We start from the raw sequence: 16,625 nt of genomic DNA, 5'->3' as shown, positions 1-16,625 counted from the left end.
CGCTACCCCCCTACATCTCATGCCATTACATGCCGTAATCCCTTTAAATTCTTGTTAAATCACTGCTAACACGCTGCAAGTGGCCTTTTACGTGAAAATTTGGCACTTGTTTTTCACATGAGTTTGTGATAAATTTGATATATGAATAGATTTAAAGATTTTGTGGAATGGCAGGCCTTCGGTGTGTGCACCGCGATAGGCAACAGGCTGGGAGTGGCGACTTCCCGCATCCGCTTGTTCTTTATCTATGTGTCTTTCCTGACGATGGGATCCCCAATCATTGTTTACCTGATCATGGCTTTTTGGGTCAACATGAAGAACTACATTCTCAATGCCAGAAGAAACCCCCTAAGGTATTTGTAATTACCACATTCAAACAAAAAAGGCTGACCAACATCGCTATTGATCAGCCCTTATTTTCTTAATCAAGGTGGAAATTCGTCATCGCGTGGTAGTGATTCTGTAATTGGTTTACAGTCAATGCACCCTTTATTTCGCGGTGCTCATCCCTGTAATCCAGCCGGATAGCTTCCCGGCCATCCAATTCATGAAACATGACGGAAAATGGCCCACGAACGTAGATCCTGCGATTGTCAGGATCAGGAGAGATGTTTTCTTTTGTGAATTGCAGTTTAAGTAACTGTTCTTCGCTGAGCGGAATAGGGTAAACGTCGGCCAGCTCATACCAGAATTCCTGTTCGCCTGTTTGTACACAAACCTGCTTGTCTTCCCGGTTGACCTCAAGAACGAGGCCCTCGTGCTTTTCGCCTTCGTATTCCACTATTACGGTATCGCCTGCTTTTACATCATGTAAGTTGATCATTGTGTGGATATTTTTGGGTGTTATTATTTGAATTTACGAAAAATACCCAAAAATCGGACCGGTAGCAGGCAAGCCGGTTTCCTTAAAAGGAAAACGCTTCTGCCATAGGCAAAAGCGTTTTATCATTATCTTACTACTTCTCTGATCCTTACAAGATCTTCCAGCAGTTTTTCCAGCAGATCCAGGTGTAACATATTCGCTCCATCAGATTTTGCACAGGAAGGATCCGGATGTGTTTCGATGAACAGACCATCGGCACCGGTTGCAATCGCAGCTTTCGCAATAGTGCTGATCAGCTTTGGATTACCACCTGTTACACCGCTTGTCTGGTTAGGTTGTTGCAATGAGTGTGTGCAATCCATGATCACAGGTACACCATGTTCCTTCATAATAGGAATATTTCTGTAGTCTACAACCAGGTCCTGGTAACCAAAGGTGGTACCACGTTCTGTCAGCATGATCTTTTCATTACCCGCCTGTCTTACTTTTTCTACAGCAAACTTCATCGCTTCCCCACTTACAAACTGGCCTTTCTTTACATTCACCACTTTGCCTGTTTCGGCAGCAGCGATCAGGATATCTGTCTGACGGCACAGGAATGCAGGGATCTGCAATACATCAGCATAAGCAGCAGCCATCGCAGCTTCCGCAGCAGAGTGAATATCGGTAGTAACCGGCAGGTTGAAAGTCTTACCTACTTTCTGCAACAGGTCCAGTCCTTCCACATCACCAATACCACTAAATGAACTGATACTGGTACGGTTTGCCTTACGGTAAGAGGCTTTGAAAATATATGGTATCTGTAAACGCTCACAAATGCGGGATACTTTTTCAGCTACGTGCATCAGCAGCGCCTCGTCTTCCACCACACATGGGCCGGCTATCAGGAAAAAATTCTCTGGATTATATCTTTCGTTAAAAAGAGCTTTCAAATGTGAAACAGACATGATTTTTGGATTTGAGAATGCAAAGGTAGGTTATTCTCAGGGATTACTCTGATAAGGGGGAAGGTGTACATTGTCATAGATTTGTAATCCACTTATTGAAAAAGCTTGCTGGGCCTGTCTATGCTTTTAGCTACCTTCACAGATTGTTACCGCATTGTCATGCGATTTATGAAGATGATCGTAATATTTGCGGAACCCAGTAATATTACGTTCTGAAAATTAATCACGAGTTAGCATGAAGAAAGACAAAATCCTGGTAATTGGTGCCTGTGGTCAGATCGGTGTTGAATTGACACTGGCGCTCAGGAAAATGTATGGCGACACAAATGTTATTGCCTCTGACCTTCGGGAAGAACATGAATTACTAAAAGGTTCCGGGCCTTATGTCTCTCTGGATGTGATGAACAAGGAAATGCTGCATGTGCTGGTGATCCGTCACAACATTACCCAGATTTACCTGCTGGCGGCGATCCTCTCTGCTACCGGCGAAAAGAACCCGCTGCTGGCATGGCATATTAACATGGCCAGCCTGTTGAATGTACTGGACATAGCAAAAGAAGAAGGTATTGACAAGGTGTACTGGCCTAGTTCCATTGCTGTATTCGGACCAGATTCTCCAAAGGAAGACACACCACAACATACCATCATCGAGCCTACTACCATTTATGGTATCAGTAAGTTTGCCGGTGAACGCTGGTGTGAATACTACAATCACCGTTATGGCGTAGACGTACGCAGCCTGCGTTATCCAGGTCTGATCAGTTACAAGTCTGCACCAGGTGGTGGTACTACTGATTATGCAATTGAGATCTTCCACGAGGCGCTGGAAGAAAAGAAATATACCTGTTTCCTGTCTGAAGGCACTTACCTGCCTATGATGTATATGCCGGATGCGATCCGCGCTACGATTGAACTGATGGAGGCTGATAAGGACAAGATCAAGGTTCGTTCTTCTTACAATTTAGGTGCGATGAGTTTTTCTCCGAAAGAAATCGCTGCTGAAATAAAGAAACACATTCCTGAGTTTACCATTAACTACGCACCTGACTACAGGCAGGCAATTGCCGATGGATGGCCACAGAGTATTGATGATGAAAATGCGAGAAATGACTGGGGTTGGAAGCCGGAGTATTGCCTGGAAAAGATGACGACAGATATGCTGAAGAACCTGAAAGAAACGGTACAGTAGTAAGAGATTTGCTGGCAAGCATCTACACCAGAATAATCCAGAAAAGTCCTGCCTTATGGTGGGATTTTTATTAGAAAAAAGCCCCNNGGGGCTTTTTTCTAATAAAATTATGCTACGAACCCAACGGCAACAGTGGAGTTACTAAACTCATCGATGAGTATGAACGCACCGTTTGCAGGATTCACTCTATATGCATCTGCAAAGATCGGCGCAGCGGTCCTGATTGCAATCTTACCAATATCATTCAATCCCATCTCTTTCTTATCGGGTACCAGTTGATTGCTTGTTACATCTACCACTTCGAGCAACTGCTGCACCTTTGCTTTCACACGGTTAATACCATGTTGCAGCAGGTAAGTTTTGCCCGGTACCAGTTTTTGCTGATCCATCCAGCAAATGTTTGCAGTAATATCTTTCAGCAGGGCAGGGGCGTTGTCCACCTTTGCGAGCATGCTGCCACGGCTAGTATCGATTTCAGTTTCCAATGTGATCACCACGCTCTCACGTGCCTGAGCAATGTCCAGTTGTTTTTCAAACTGTTCGATCGTCTTGATCTTGCTGGTCTGTTGAGAAGGCAGGGAAATGATTTCATCACCTACATTGAAATGACCACTCGTAACCTTACCGGCAAAGCCACGGAAGTCGTGGAAAGCCTCAGTTCTTGGGCGGATCACTGACTGTACAGCGAAGCGTGCCGGGTGGGTGCTGTCTGCATGGTCAAAAGAGATCAGCTCCAGGTAATCCAGCAGTGATTCATCCTTATACCAGCTGATCTTTTCAGATTTACCGGCTACGTTCTCGCCATACAGGCTGGAAATAGGAATGAACTTGATAGAGGGAGCTTTGTAATCTGCCTGGTCTACAAGTGCCTGGAAATCTTCAACGATCTGATTGAAACGTGCTTCGCTATATTCAACCAGGTCCATTTTATTCACACATACTACCAGGTAAGGAATGCGCAGCAGGCTGGCAATAAAGAAGTGCCTGTAAGTCTGCTCCACGATACCTTTACGGGCATCGATCAGGATCAGGGATACCTGTGCGTTGCTTGCACCGGTTACCATGTTCCTGGTATATTCCACGTGACCAGGAGTATCAGCAATAATATATTTACGGTTAGGCGTAGAGAAGTAGATATGAGCCACATCGATGGTGATACCTTGTTCTCTTTCAGCTACCAGACCATCAGTGAGCAGGGACAGGTCAGTAAAGTCCAGTCCTTTGCGTTTGCTGGCTGCATGCAAAGCTTCCATTTTATCCTGTGGGATAGAGTTTGTATCATACAGCAGTCTACCTATCAAAGTACTTTTACCGTCATCCACACTGCCGGATGTAGTTATACGTAAAACCTCCATTTATTGAAATTTCAGAATGTTAAGAGTAATTGTTTAGAAATAACCTGCCTGTTTACGTTTTTCCATAGCAGCTTCCGAGCGTTTATCATCGATACGGGCGCCTCTTTCAGAGATTTTGGCTTCCAGTATTTCGGAGATGATATCTTCCAGTTTGTCAGCTTCGGAAATCACAGCAGCGGTACAGGTCATATCGCCTACGGTACGGAAACGTACTTTCTGGCGGAACGGTACTTCTTCATCTGTGGTATTCAGGAATGGAGATGCTGGCCAATACATGCCATCTCTTTCTATGATATCTCTTTCATGAGAGAAGTAGATAGAAGGGATTTCCAGCTTTTCTCTGCGTATATAGTTCCATACATCCAGCTCTGTCCAGTTGGAGATAGGGAATACACGAACGTTTTCACCGATATTGATCTTACCATTCAGCATGTCGAACAGTTCGGGACGTTGCATTTTAGCGTTCCATTGACCGAATTCATCTCTTACAGAGAAGATCCTTTCCTTGGCACGGGCTTTTTCTTCATCACGGCGGGCGCCACCTATACAAGCATCATACTTCATCTCTTCGATGGCATCCAGCAGGGTTACCGTTTGCAGTGCATTGCGGCTCGCATATTTTCCGGTTTCTTCCTGTACTTTTCCCTGGTTGATACTATCCTGCACATTTCTTACTACCAGATCCAGGCCTAAGCTTTCAACGAGCCAGTCACGGAATTGGATGGTTTCAGGGAAGTTATGCCCTGTATCGATATGCAATAAAGGAAAAGGACACTTACCAGGGTAAAAAGCCTTCTGAGCCAGTCTTACGATAGTGATAGAATCTTTACCACCTGAGAAAAGGATGGCTGGCTTTTCAAACTGAGCAGCCGTTTCACGTAAAATATAGATGGCCTCATCTTCCAATGCCTGCGGAAACTCCCACTGTATTTTATTACTCATATATCTTGGTTTAACTGCGCATCCCGCAAATGGGACCTATTACCGTAAACAAATTTTAACTGAAAAATACACGTAATCCTTTAACCGTGCAAGCCACATTCTTTTTTGGAGAGTTCCCACCACCAGCGACCAGCGCGTGGATGTTCTCCTGGTTCAATGGCTCTGGTACAAGGTGCACAGCCGATGCTGATGAAACCATTGTCGTGGAGCTTATTATAAGGTACGTTATTCGTTTTCAGGTAATCCAGCATCTGGTCAAATGACCAGTTGATCAGTGGCTGGTATTTATAGAGCTGCCGGCTTTCGTCCCATTCAATGTCGTGGAGAGACTGACGGTTTTCCGATTGCTCGGCCCGTAGTCCTGTGATCCAGACTTTCACCCCCTGCAGTGCCCTGTTCAGCGGCACTACTTTGCGGATGTTACAGCATTCCTTACGGTTTTCCACCGACTCGTAAAAGCTGTTGGGACCTTTTTCCCGGAGCAGCGATTCGACACCCGAGGTTTCAGGAAAGTAAACTTCAAAGTTTTGCTTGTAGCGGGCGCGGGTCAGATCCATAAGATCGTAGGTCTCCTGGAAGAGACGTCCCGTATCCAAAGTAAAAACCCTTACAGGGATCTTGTGGCGCCAGATCATGTCGGCAATGACCTGATCTTCTTGTCCGAAGGAGGTGGAAAATGCCACGGCTCCAGGAAACTCTGCTGCCAACCAGGCCATTGCTGCTGGTGCATCAAGGCCTTCGATTGCTTGTCTGATGTCTTTCATCTTAATAAAAAAAACTTCCTTAGCTTCTACTGATTCAACAAAATTACATAAACTCTATAAAAAAGATAGACTTATTTTGATAAACTATCCTTAAAAAAGAATCCCGCTACGTAATGTAGCGGGATTCAATTGATAATCAGTTTATTAGATGGTAACCTGTCTGGTTAAGATATCTTTTAAAGTCTTGTTTTCCAGAATTTTCAGGGAAGCATCCCGCACTTTACTCATCACCTCATTGAGCCCGCAAACCGCCTCATCTTTACAATTCTCACATCGCTCATAGTAGTTCAGGCTCACACATGGCAGCAGGGCAATGGCCCCGTCCAGCAGGCGGATGATTTTAGCCAGGGCTATCTCCTTTGGAGGCTTCATCAGATAATAGCCACCGCCTTTACCCTTTTTACTTCCCAGAATACCAGCGTTTTTCAACTCCAGCAAAATGTTTTCCAGGAACTTAATGGATATATTTTTTTCCTGCGCAATTTCAGATATCAGGATTGGTCCTTTATCTTGATTCTCTGCCAGGTGAATAAGTGCATGAAAAGCGTATTGTGTTTTTTTCGATAGCATACTTATACAAAGATAACCCCTTTTTAAATACTACAGACTTAACACATCCTTCATCCCGAACACTCCTTTTTTGCCCTGGATCCATTCAGCGGCTACGACTGCACCAGAAGCAAAACCTTCTCTGGAATGAGCGGTATGGGTGATGGTGATGTCGTCGATAGGGGAGGTATAGTTGATGATATGTGTGCCTGGTGCCGGATCTATTCTTTTGGAAATGATAGACAGTTCAGCGGGTGCTGTTGTATCAGTATTTACCCAGTTTTGTTTCCTTGTTACTTTTGCCAGCACCTGTTCAGCCAGGGTGATTGCCGTACCACTTGGCGCATCGCGCTTTTGGGTGTGGTGAATCTCTTCCATTTGTACATTGTACTGTGGCTGGTGAGCCATTAGTTCGGCCAGTCGCTTGTTCACCTCGAAGAAGATATTTACGCCAATGCTGAAGTTACTTGCATACAGGAAAGCCTGATTTTTTTCAAGACACAGTGCTGTTACCTTTGGCAGATTTTCCAGCCAGCCGGTGCTGCCGCAGATCACAGGTACATTGGCTTCAAAACACTTCAGGATATTATTGTAGGCAGTTTCTGGTCCGGTAAATTCAATGGCTACATCGGCTTTCTGCAGGTTTTCCTTATTGAGTAATTCCTGGCTATCCTTATCAATACGGGCTAAGATCTCATGTCCTTTTGCAACGGCAATGGCTTCTATCGTTTTGCCCATTTTCCCGTAACCAATTAACGCTATTTTCATCCTTTGTATGTTGATTGTATATGTTTTACCATTTGGTAGGAGCGGCCATTGCCAGTGAACTCACAGACTTTCTTTTTGAACCACCGAGGTTGATTTTGATGCTTACGCCCAGTGCACGGTTGTCGATCACGGTAGGGGTGATCTTCATACTCAGGTCATCGCTCATGTCAAAGTTACGGAGGTGGGCAAATACGGTTGCATCCAGGATATTCAGGCCATACGCGAGTACGAATACGAGTACGGAGTAATCAACATACTCTCTGTATCCGTCACGCAGGTATTTCAGACCGGCATCGCTGTACAGACCTACGTAGTCGTCTACGGTATCCGCGTTACCGTCCATACGTATACGGTAGGCATCGCGGTAGGTCCTGTATTTGTTCATATTGAAGATATACGTGTAGGTAGTGATACCCATTGCCGCGTAAACGAGTGGCAGTTTCCAGTATTCCCGGTTGTAGATCTGGCCCAGACCTGGCAGTACTGCTGAGTAGAGGGCCGCCTTGCGGGGACTATGAATGGGTGGTTGTACGATTGGTCCAACAGAGTCTTTTTTGACTACTACTGATGAATCTTTCTTAGTAATAAAAAGCTGGGCACTGTCTTTACGGTTATCCGGCTGTTGTTTTTTCAACCATTCAGCTTTGGTACTGTCCTGTGCATTGGCAACAGTATGCAGAATGCATAATGCCGGCAAGGCCAGGAAACAAATGCGCAATAAAAAATGAAGTATGTTTCCGGACTTTTTAGCCACCGTATAAGTCTATTTTTTCTAATATACTATCCAGTTCCTCATCGGAGTAGAACTCGATCGTTACACTTCCTTTACCGTTCTTGTTTCTATCCAGTTTTACTTTTGTGGAAAAGTGGCTGGCCAGGTTATCTTCAATTTTCTGATAAGGAGGAGGTAATGTGCTCTTAGCTGGTTTTTTTACATTCCCTTTATCGATATGGGATACTTTCCGTACCAGTTCTTCGGTCTGGCGTACAGAAAGGCCATTCTGCATGATCTCGTTGAAGATGAAGAGTTGTTTTTCCACATTTTCAACGGCGATCAGTGCACGGGCGTGACCCATACTGATTTGTCCGTTTCTTACGGACACCTGTATATCTGGTGGCAGTTTGAGGAGACGGATGTAGTTGGTAACCGTACTTCTTTCTTTACCCATACGGTCAGCCACCTGTTCCTGGGTGAGCATCACCTCATCCATGAGGCGTTTGTAGCTCAGGCCAATTTCAATGGCGTTCAGATTTTCGCGCTGTAAGTTTTCCAGCAGGGCCAGTTCCAGCAGTTCCTGGTCATTGGCCTGGCGGATGTAAGCAGGAATGTCTTTCAGACCTGCCATCCGGCTGGCGCGCAAACGGCGTTCACCTGCTATCAGCTGGTACTTTTTGGGGCCCAGTTTTGACACGGTAATCGGTTGGATTACGTCGTGCAAAGAAATGGACATACTCAGTTCCTGCAAAGCCTTCTCATCGAAGTCCCGGCGCGGCTGTTTTGGATTGATGTCAATCTGGTCCAGCGGAAGACGCTCGATACCAGTGGCCTGTACCACCACCTGCTCATTGAGCGCGTTGGAGGTTTGCTTCAGGTCAGTATCAATGTTTGCCAGCAGCGAGCGGATACCTTTACCCAGCGCCTCTTTCTTATTAGGAGTGCCCTTACTCTGATTGCTCATTGTTGATTGCTAATATTTTATCTTCAAGGTTAATACGTGTGAAATTATTCTTTTGCAGTATTTCCTTGGCAAGGTTCAGGTAATTGATAGCACCTGTACTTGCCGCGTCGTACATGATCACGGATTTACCAAAACTTGGTGCTTCACCCAGTTTGGTATTACGGTGAATAATGGTATTGAACACGCTTTCTTCAAAATGTTGTTTCACTTCGTCCACTACCTGGTTGCTCAGGCGGAGGCGGCCATCATACATGGTCATGAGGATACCCTCGATGGCCAGGTTTGTATTCAGGCGGCTCTGAACGATTTTTATTGTATTTAATAACTTGCCCAGACCTTCCAGTGCAAAGAACTCACACTGTACCGGAATGATCACAGAGTCAGATGCCACGAGGGCATTTACTGTGATCAGACCCAGAGACGGGGAGCAGTCTACTATTACAAAGTCATATTCATCCCGTACACCGTCAATTACCTGCTTCATCACCTGTTCCCTGTTCGGGTGGTTGATGAGCTCCAGTTCAGCACCTACCAGATCAATATGGGAGGGGAGTACTTTCAGGTTCGGCGTATCCGATTCCAGCGTCACGTCTTTGGCCATACCATCGTTTACCATACAGTCATATAAACTGTGATGTATGTTGCGGAGGTCAAAGCCCAAACCGGTGGTGCTATTTGCCTGTGGGTCGGCATCCACCAGCAGTGTTTTATACTCCAGCACTGCCAGGCTGCTTGCCAGGTTAATAGCGCTGGTAGTCTTTCCTACCCCACCTTTTTGATTCGCGATTGCAATTACTCTTGCCATTGTTGATTAGGTATTTCTTAGGTTTACTATAGGATAATAAATAGATCATGGTTGAGACAATAGTCCTTCACCATAGGTGTAATATATATTTATTCTTATAAATCGATAGTAGTTCCTATTGCGGGTAATAGCAATTCCAAACCTGCCTGGGCAAACTGTTGTTTCGTCTTCTCCTGATCTATCTTTATATAACCGAATGTATCGTAATGTATGCCGACAATTCTTTTACAATCAATAAATTCTGCGGCTATGATCGCATCTTCTGCTCCCATAGTGAAGTTATCTCCAAGTGGTAACACTGCAAAATCTAATTTCGCCCAGCGGGGAATCAGCTGCATATCCATGGTCAGCCCGGTATCGCCCGAAAAATAGAAGTTACCTTCTTCTGTGGTGAACACGTAGCCTACCGGGTTACCGCCATAAGACCCATCAGGATTAGAGCTGGAATGGGTAGCTACTACACACTTTACTGTACCAAAGTCAAAGTTCCATTTACCGCCTATGTTCATAGGGTGGCCTTTTTCCACGCCCTGTTTCTTTGCCCAGCCTAACACTTCAGGTACAGCTACGACAGTAGCTTGTGTACGCTTAGCCAATGGAACGAGATCAGCAATATGATCTTCGTGACCATGTGACATAAATATATAGTCAGCTTCCAGTGTATTAACGTCAATAGACTTCGCTAACTCGTTGTAAGTGACAAACGGATCAAAAACTATCTTTTTACCCTTTATTTCTACTGCAAAACAGGAATGACCGTAAAATGTAAGCTCCATATCTTTCTAGAGTGTCTTTATGCCTTAACAATCAATAAATTAGAATACACCAGTCTGCAAATTCAATGCCACTGTACTATTCATTAGTATATATAAATAACCCAAGTTCGACAAAAATACAACGATTAAAGAAAATTCAACGGAGGGGGTATATTTATTTATTCACAGAACTTCACTCTTTTGATTGTTAATAAATTGAAATTCAATAATTTAGTGCATAATGTTAAATGAAATAGAAAAAAAGTAATGTTCCATGCAATATGTTCCACGCTCATTCGTCTACCTATTTTTAGCAATGGTCGCACTATTTTTGTAAGACTAATTTAATAAGAATAAGATAAGCAGATGCGCGCAGGATTAAACACATTCATACTAGCCGGGCTACTATTTTTACTTGATTTATATGTATTTATGGCCATCAGGGCCGTCTTTTACGGTGCGGCCGCCCGTTTAAAAACCATTGCTTTTACTACCTACTGGGTCATCTCGGCATTGGTATTACTCATGGTGATGCTCTTGCCATACCTCCATTGGGAGGATTGGTCCAAACATCTGAAGGGGTATATACTCACCATCATCTTTGCCGTAGTGTTCGCCAAATTGCTGGTGGCTGTCTTCTTATTATTAGATGACCTGCGTAGGGGAGTTACCTGGATTATACAACGGTTTTCGGCACCTGCTCCAAGTGACATGACTGTGAGAGGTATCTCCCGTTCCCGTTTTCTCACCCAGTTAGCATTGATCTCCGGTGGGGGGATGTTCGCCACCTTTATATATGGTCTCTCCAATAAGTATAATTATAAGGTGAGGCAAATGAAGCTTGCCTTCAAAAATCTGCCACCTGCTTTCAAAGGACTGAGAATATTACAACTCTCTGATATTCACTCCGGTAGCTTTGATAATTACGACGCTGTACGCAAGGGTGTGGAAATGATAAATGCACAAAAGGCTGATATCGTGTTGTTTACGGGGGACCTGGTAAACGAGCTGACGGAAGAAATGGATCAATATAAATCCCTGTTTAGCCAGATTAAGGCCCCTATGGGAGTTTATTCTACATTGGGTAACCATGACTATGGCGATTATCACGCATGGCCCGACAAAGATGCCAGTGGTTTTAGCCACCTCCGTATGCAAAACCTCGAAGCCCTGAAACAGGTACATGCCGATATGGGCTGGCGCCTGATGATGAATGAACATGTGGTGCTGGAAAAAGCTGGTGAAAAAATTGGGTTGCTTGGTATTGAGAACTGGAGTGCAATGGCCCGTTTTCCAAAATACGGTGATCTGAAGAAAGCTTATGAAGGCGCTGAAAATCTGCCCTTTAAAATATTAATGTCACATGATCCCACCCATTGGGATGCACAGGTCAGAACAGAATACCCCGATATTGATCTGATGCTGGCCGGGCATACGCATGGCATGCAATTCGGCGTCGAAATTCCCGGATTCAAATGGAGCCCTTCCCGTTTCGTCTTTAAAGAGTGGGCAGGATTGTACAGAGAAGGGAATCAGCGCTTGTATGTAAACCGTGGCTTTGGGTTTCTCGGATACCCAGGCAGAGTGGGTATCCTGCCCGAAATAACCGTGATTGAACTCGTGTAAACAGCATTGTTAATTAATTTCACTTATCTTGCAGCTAAGTTAAACGCTACGTGCATGCGCCGCTGCTTTTGTATTTTCTTATTTCTGTTTTGTAGTCAGGCTGTATGGAGCCAGTCCTTGGCTGAACTGGAAAAGCAACTTGACTCCTTGCTGAAAAAGCGGGAGAAAAGTGAATTGATAGTAGGGCTTGGATATGGTAACAACCCTGCATACGGTAGTAAAGTGAACAATGGAGAACGACCAGTGGTTATGAAAACCTTCCTGTCTCCTACAGTTGGATATTATCATAAAAGTGGATTTTATGGTACCGTCAGTAATTATTATCTGTTCAACTCAATTGGTACGCCATGGTTTGAATGGGATCTTTCTGCCGGGTACGATTATTCAAAGAGTAAGCATTTTATGACTGGTATATCCTATACCCGGTATATTTTTGCTGATTCTGCCGACGTTCCTGCTACACCTATTAATAATGAATTATTCGCTTACTTCTATTACCGTGACTGGTGGATACAACCTGGTGTCAGCCTGGATTTCGGTTGGGGAAATTTTGAAGAAGTGACCGGACCAAAAGGTCAGAACGGCGAACCTGCGCCTACCCGCAACGTATCTGGCAATGATTTTAATATCGTAGCAGCCATCCGCCATCCATTTATTTTTGTGGATGTACTGAAAAAGGACGATGCCCTCCTGCTCACTCCTTCAATGGGACTGACAATGGGTACCGCCCATTATTACAGCAACTTACGTGCATTTCAATATATCTCCCGTTCTCCCTGGATGAAGGGTGATGGGCCGCAGGAAATATTTCGTCCTGAAGCGGAACGCTCGTCCAACAAAGGATTTGAAATTCGGGCATTGGATCTGACAGTAAGTACCTCCTATCTATTGGGTAAATTTACATTAGCACCATCTTTCACCGTATTCCAACCATTCCAGGGGCAGGATAAGAAAATTGTAAGCTACTTCACTGCACGCGTAGCCTATACATTAAAAAAATAGGTTTCCTGTTTCCTTCACATTTTCATACAATAAGAAATTTAGCATAGAATTTGCTCACTTCGCTATGTCGGCGTAAGGGTATTTTTTTTGTGGCCCGTCTTATAAATAATAGAAAAACCATTTATCCGTTTACTTAAAAACCTTGTTGAAAAAAAACGCTATATGAAAAAACTGTTTTTCGCCGTGGCAGTACTGTGTGTAACTGCATTCTCTTCTACTACTGTTAACGCCCAGTCCGGATTCTTACGTTTTGGTCTGAAAGGCGGTGCCAATCTGGGTAAACTGGATGGTAAAGGCTACAAAGATGGTTTTAACCTTGGCTACCACCTGGGTGGTTTTGCACAGATCAACCTGACTAAGGGTTTCGGTGTACAGGGTGAGTTGGTCTTCTCATCTACTAAAACTAAAACAACCAGCGACTTTAGTGAAGTGTATAATTCTGATAACCTGAATGATCCGGAAAACAATAGTAAAAAGATCAGTCTGAATTACCTGAGTATTCCGATCCTGGCAAACTTCTCTTTGGGTACCCCTCGTATCAAACTGCAGGTAGGTCCTCAGTTCAGTGCACTGGTATCTAACAAAAATGTATTCAAAGGTGCGAACGATGCATTCAATGGCGGCGATGTTGCTGGCGTAGCAGGTCTGTGGATCCAGCTGCCAATTGTAAATATCAGTGCCCGTTACATCGTAGGCTTCACCGATGTGAAGAAAGTAGACGATGTGACCAATTCCGGCAACTGGAAGAATCAGGCAATTCAACTGGGTGTTGGTGTGACGTTGTAAACATCTATCATCTTCCTCCTAAAAACTCGCTTTTACGCCTTGTAAAAGCGAGTTTTTTATTTTAAACTTAATGGAAACGGTATTATGTATATTTATAATAGAAGGCCATTTTCTTTTTTCGTGGCATTAAACTTGACAATATACCTATGCTTAGAAAAAAGGCGAAAAGAATAGCCACTGGCTGACAAAATGGCTACTTTTTGAATTTAAATTACGGAGATGAATAGATTTTACTTAACGAATTCAGAAGAGGAAATGGAATTCATGCCAATCATCCCGCTAAATGAAGACGGGGAGGGGCAGGAAGAAGATAATATACCCGAGGAGCTAGCTCTCTTACCTTTGAGAAATACGGTACTTTTCCCTGGTGTGGTATTGCCCATCACGGTTGGCAGAGATAAATCCATTAAAGCGGTAAACGATGCCTATCGCGGCGATAAGCTCATTGGCGTAGTCGCTCAGAAAGATAGCACAGTGGAAGATCCCATCATTGCCGATCTGGCAGATGTAGGAACTGTGGCCCGCATCGTAAAACTGATCAAAATGCCAGATGGTGGTACTACCATCATCATACAAGGTCGCAAAAGATTTAAAATCAATGAGATCGTTGCAGAAGATCCATACTTCAAGGCACGTATAGATATACTAAACGACGAGATTGTAACAGACGATCCGGAGTTTGACGCATACATCTCTACTATCAAGGACCTGGCAGGACAAATCATTCAGTTGTCCCCGAATCTGCCATCAGAAGCCAGCATCATTCTCAAGAATATTGAAAATGAATCGTTCCTGGTGCACTTCGTATCCTCCAATCTGAACTGCGACCTGAAAGAAAAACAGCAATTGCTGGAAATCAATAACCTGCGCACACGTGCAGAACTCCTGCTCAAACTGTTGCAGGTAGAATTACAGCTGGCAGAACTGAAGAACAAGATCACCAACAAAACGAAGGCGGATCTTGACAAACAACAACGTGAATACTTCTTGCAGCAACAGCTCAAATCCATCAAGGAAGAACTGGGAGGTGACAGCAACGACCGTGAGGTAAAGGAACTTCAGCGCAAAGCAGAGAAGAAAAAATGGACAGAAGCTGCCGGTGAACTTTTCCGCAAAGGAATTGAAAAACTGGAGCGTATGCACCCCAGCACACCTGACTACTCGGTGGTGTACAACCACCTGGACCTGATGCTGGACTTGCCATGGCAGGATTATACTGAAGACAGTTACGACCTGAAAAAGGCGAAAAAGATATTGGACAATGACCATTATGGCATGGACAAGATCAAGGAGCGTATCCTTGAATACCTGGCCGTACTGAAGCTGAAAGGTGACATGAAGTCACCCATCCTTTGCTTCGTAGGCCCTCCGGGTATTGGTAAGACCTCTCTCGGTCGTTCCATCGCCAGTGCTATTGGCCGTAAATATGTACGTCTCAGCCTTGGTGGTCTGCATGACGAAAGCGAGATTCGTGGTCACCGAAAGACTTACATCGGGGCGATGCCTGGCCGTATCTTGCAGAGCATCCGCAAGATAAAGACTTCTAACCCGGTGATGATACTGGACGAAATCGATAAGATTGGCAACGATCACCGTGGCGATCCAAGTTCCGCTATGCTGGAAGTACTGGATCCTGAGCAGAACGGCACCTTCTACGACAACTACCTGGAGCTGGAATATGACCTGAGCAAGGTCCTGTTCATTGCGACAGCCAATGATATCAATGCCATCAGTCCTGCACTGCGTGACCGTCTGGAAATCATTGACCTGAGCGGTTACTCCGTCGAGGAAAAAGTAGAAATCGCCAAGCGCCACCTGGTTCCTAAGCAGAAAGAAGCCCATGGCCTCAAGCAGCTGAAAATGAGGATTAGTAACAGTGTGCTGGACAGGATCATCCAGGACTATACCCGCGAAAGTGGTGTGCGTGAGCTGGACAGACAAATGGCGTCCATCATGCGGTCCCTGGCCAAGGATGTAGCGCTGGAAGAAGAGGTACCAGACAGTCTGACCGAAGAACATGTAGAAGAAATACTGGGCAAGGCCCGCTATTCAAACGAAATTTACAAGGTGGGTAATCCTCCCGGGGTAGCCGTTGGTCTGGCCTGGACCTATGTAGGTGGAGATATCCTCTTCATCGAAAGCAGCCTTAGTGAAGGCAAGGGAGATCTGCAGATGACCGGTAACCTGGGCAATGTGATGAAGGAATCTGCCAGCACAGCATTGAGCTATCTGCAGGCAAACTCTCACCAGTTCAATATCAATTCAAAGCAGTTCAGGGAAAAGAATGTACACATTCACGTACCTGAAGGCGCTGTACCGAAGGATGGTCCAAGTGCTGGTATCACCATGCTCACAGCTTTAACTTCCGTATTCACAGGCAGAAAGGTGAAATCCTACCTGGCTATGACGGGCGAAATCACCCTCCGCGGACAGGTATTGCCAGTGGGAGGTATCAAAGAAAAGATCTTAGCTGCCAAAAGGGCGGGGATTAAAGAAATCATCCTCTGTTGGCAGAATGAAAAAGATATCAAGGAAATTAATCCCGATTATATCAAAGGGGTAAAGTTCCATTTTGTAAAAGAAATGAACCAAGTGATCGATATTGCGTTATTAAAGAAGTAACAAGTCTATGCCG

General features: G+C 44.6%; 17 protein-coding genes. 6 read left to right on the top strand and 11 right to left on the bottom strand.

Translation table 11 applies throughout. From position 1 onward, the window contains the following. Positions 1-141 precede the first annotated feature (141 nt). Positions 142-363, top strand: a complete 222-nt coding sequence (locus tag BW716_RS02570; RefSeq protein WP_083720643.1) for a PspC domain-containing protein — start codon at positions 142-144, stop codon at positions 361-363. 58 nt (positions 364-421) lie between these two features. On the opposite strand, the gene BW716_RS02565 is transcribed toward BW716_RS02570, so the two are convergent. Next, on the bottom strand, positions 422-823 hold the full coding sequence (locus tag BW716_RS02565; protein WP_083720641.1) for a hypothetical protein: 402 nt from the start codon (positions 821-823) through the stop codon (positions 422-424). Positions 824-948: 125 nt separating this feature from the next. Next, positions 949-1,770: a 3-deoxy-8-phosphooctulonate synthase gene (kdsA, locus tag BW716_RS02560; RefSeq protein WP_083720638.1), complete on the bottom strand. Its 822-nt coding sequence runs from the start codon at positions 1,768-1,770 to the stop codon at positions 949-951. A gap of 235 nt (positions 1,771-2,005) precedes the next feature. Between kdsA and BW716_RS02555 the strand changes: the two genes are divergently transcribed. Beyond that, positions 2,006-2,959, top strand: a complete 954-nt coding sequence (locus BW716_RS02555) for an NAD-dependent epimerase/dehydratase family protein (protein WP_083720636.1) — start codon at positions 2,006-2,008, stop codon at positions 2,957-2,959. Between the two features lie 107 nt (positions 2,960-3,066). On the opposite strand, the gene BW716_RS02550 is transcribed toward BW716_RS02555, so the two are convergent. The 9 genes from BW716_RS02550 to BW716_RS02510 all read right to left on the bottom strand — a co-directional run bounded on the left by BW716_RS02550 (position 3,067) and on the right by BW716_RS02510 (position 10,597). After that, a complete protein-coding gene (locus BW716_RS02550) occupies positions 3,067-4,314 on the bottom strand; it encodes a sulfate adenylyltransferase subunit 1 (protein WP_083720634.1) in 1,248 nt (415 codons plus the stop codon). 33 nt (positions 4,315-4,347) lie between these two features. Continuing rightward, positions 4,348-5,256, bottom strand: a complete 909-nt coding sequence (gene cysD / locus BW716_RS02545) for a sulfate adenylyltransferase subunit CysD (protein WP_083720632.1) — start codon at positions 5,254-5,256, stop codon at positions 4,348-4,350. A gap of 80 nt (positions 5,257-5,336) precedes the next feature. After that, positions 5,337-6,020 carry a phosphoadenylyl-sulfate reductase gene (locus BW716_RS02540; protein WP_083720630.1) on the bottom strand — a complete coding sequence of 228 codons (684 nt, stop codon included), beginning with the start codon at positions 6,018-6,020 and terminating at the stop codon, positions 5,337-5,339. 144 nt (positions 6,021-6,164) lie between these two features. Then, positions 6,165-6,590: an Rrf2 family transcriptional regulator gene (locus tag BW716_RS02535; RefSeq protein WP_083720628.1), complete on the bottom strand. Its 426-nt coding sequence runs from the start codon at positions 6,588-6,590 to the stop codon at positions 6,165-6,167. A gap of 30 nt (positions 6,591-6,620) precedes the next feature. Further along, positions 6,621-7,337, bottom strand: coding sequence for a 4-hydroxy-tetrahydrodipicolinate reductase (gene dapB, locus BW716_RS02530; protein ID WP_083720626.1), 717 nt, complete (start codon positions 7,335-7,337; stop codon positions 6,621-6,623). Positions 7,338-7,362: 25 nt separating this feature from the next. After that, on the bottom strand, positions 7,363-8,055 hold the full coding sequence (locus BW716_RS02525) for a DUF5683 domain-containing protein (protein ID WP_143708697.1): 693 nt from the start codon (positions 8,053-8,055) through the stop codon (positions 7,363-7,365). 28 nt (positions 8,056-8,083) lie between these two features. Next, a complete protein-coding gene (locus BW716_RS02520; protein WP_083720622.1) occupies positions 8,084-9,016 on the bottom strand; it encodes a ParB/RepB/Spo0J family partition protein in 933 nt (310 codons plus the stop codon). Beyond that, positions 9,000-9,821 (bottom strand): ParA family protein, encoded by an 822-nt coding sequence (locus tag BW716_RS02515; RefSeq protein WP_083720620.1) that lies wholly within the window; start codon positions 9,819-9,821, stop codon positions 9,000-9,002. Before BW716_RS02515 ends, BW716_RS02520 begins: the two co-directional genes overlap by 17 nt. 95 nt (positions 9,822-9,916) lie before the next feature. Then, positions 9,917-10,597: a metal-dependent hydrolase gene (locus tag BW716_RS02510; protein ID WP_083720618.1), complete on the bottom strand. Its 681-nt coding sequence runs from the start codon at positions 10,595-10,597 to the stop codon at positions 9,917-9,919. A 345-nt stretch (positions 10,598-10,942) separates the two neighbouring features. Here BW716_RS02510 and BW716_RS02505 point away from each other — a divergent pair, with 345 nt between their 5' ends. The 4 genes from BW716_RS02505 (at position 10,943) to lon (ending at position 16,612) form a co-directional block, all read left to right on the top strand. Further along, entirely contained in the window at positions 10,943-12,202 is a 1,260-nt protein-coding gene (locus BW716_RS02505; protein WP_083720616.1) for a metallophosphoesterase, read from the top strand. A 54-nt stretch (positions 12,203-12,256) separates the two neighbouring features. After that, positions 12,257-13,204 (top strand): hypothetical protein, encoded by a 948-nt coding sequence (locus BW716_RS02500; protein WP_143708696.1) that lies wholly within the window; start codon positions 12,257-12,259, stop codon positions 13,202-13,204. 162 nt (positions 13,205-13,366) lie between these two features. Continuing rightward, on the top strand, positions 13,367-13,990 hold the full coding sequence (locus BW716_RS02495; protein ID WP_083720611.1) for a porin family protein: 624 nt from the start codon (positions 13,367-13,369) through the stop codon (positions 13,988-13,990). 219 nt (positions 13,991-14,209) lie between these two features. Continuing rightward, entirely contained in the window at positions 14,210-16,612 is a 2,403-nt protein-coding gene (gene lon, locus BW716_RS02490; RefSeq protein WP_083720609.1) for an endopeptidase La, read from the top strand. Positions 16,613-16,625 lie beyond the last annotated feature (13 nt).

The organism is [Flexibacter] sp. ATCC 35208 (assembly GCF_001975825.1).
Lineage (GTDB): Bacteria > Bacteroidota > Bacteroidia > Chitinophagales > Chitinophagaceae > Chitinophaga.
The sequence above is the reverse complement of the archived record's forward strand: the minus strand, read 5'-3'. Positions and strand labels throughout refer to the sequence as shown.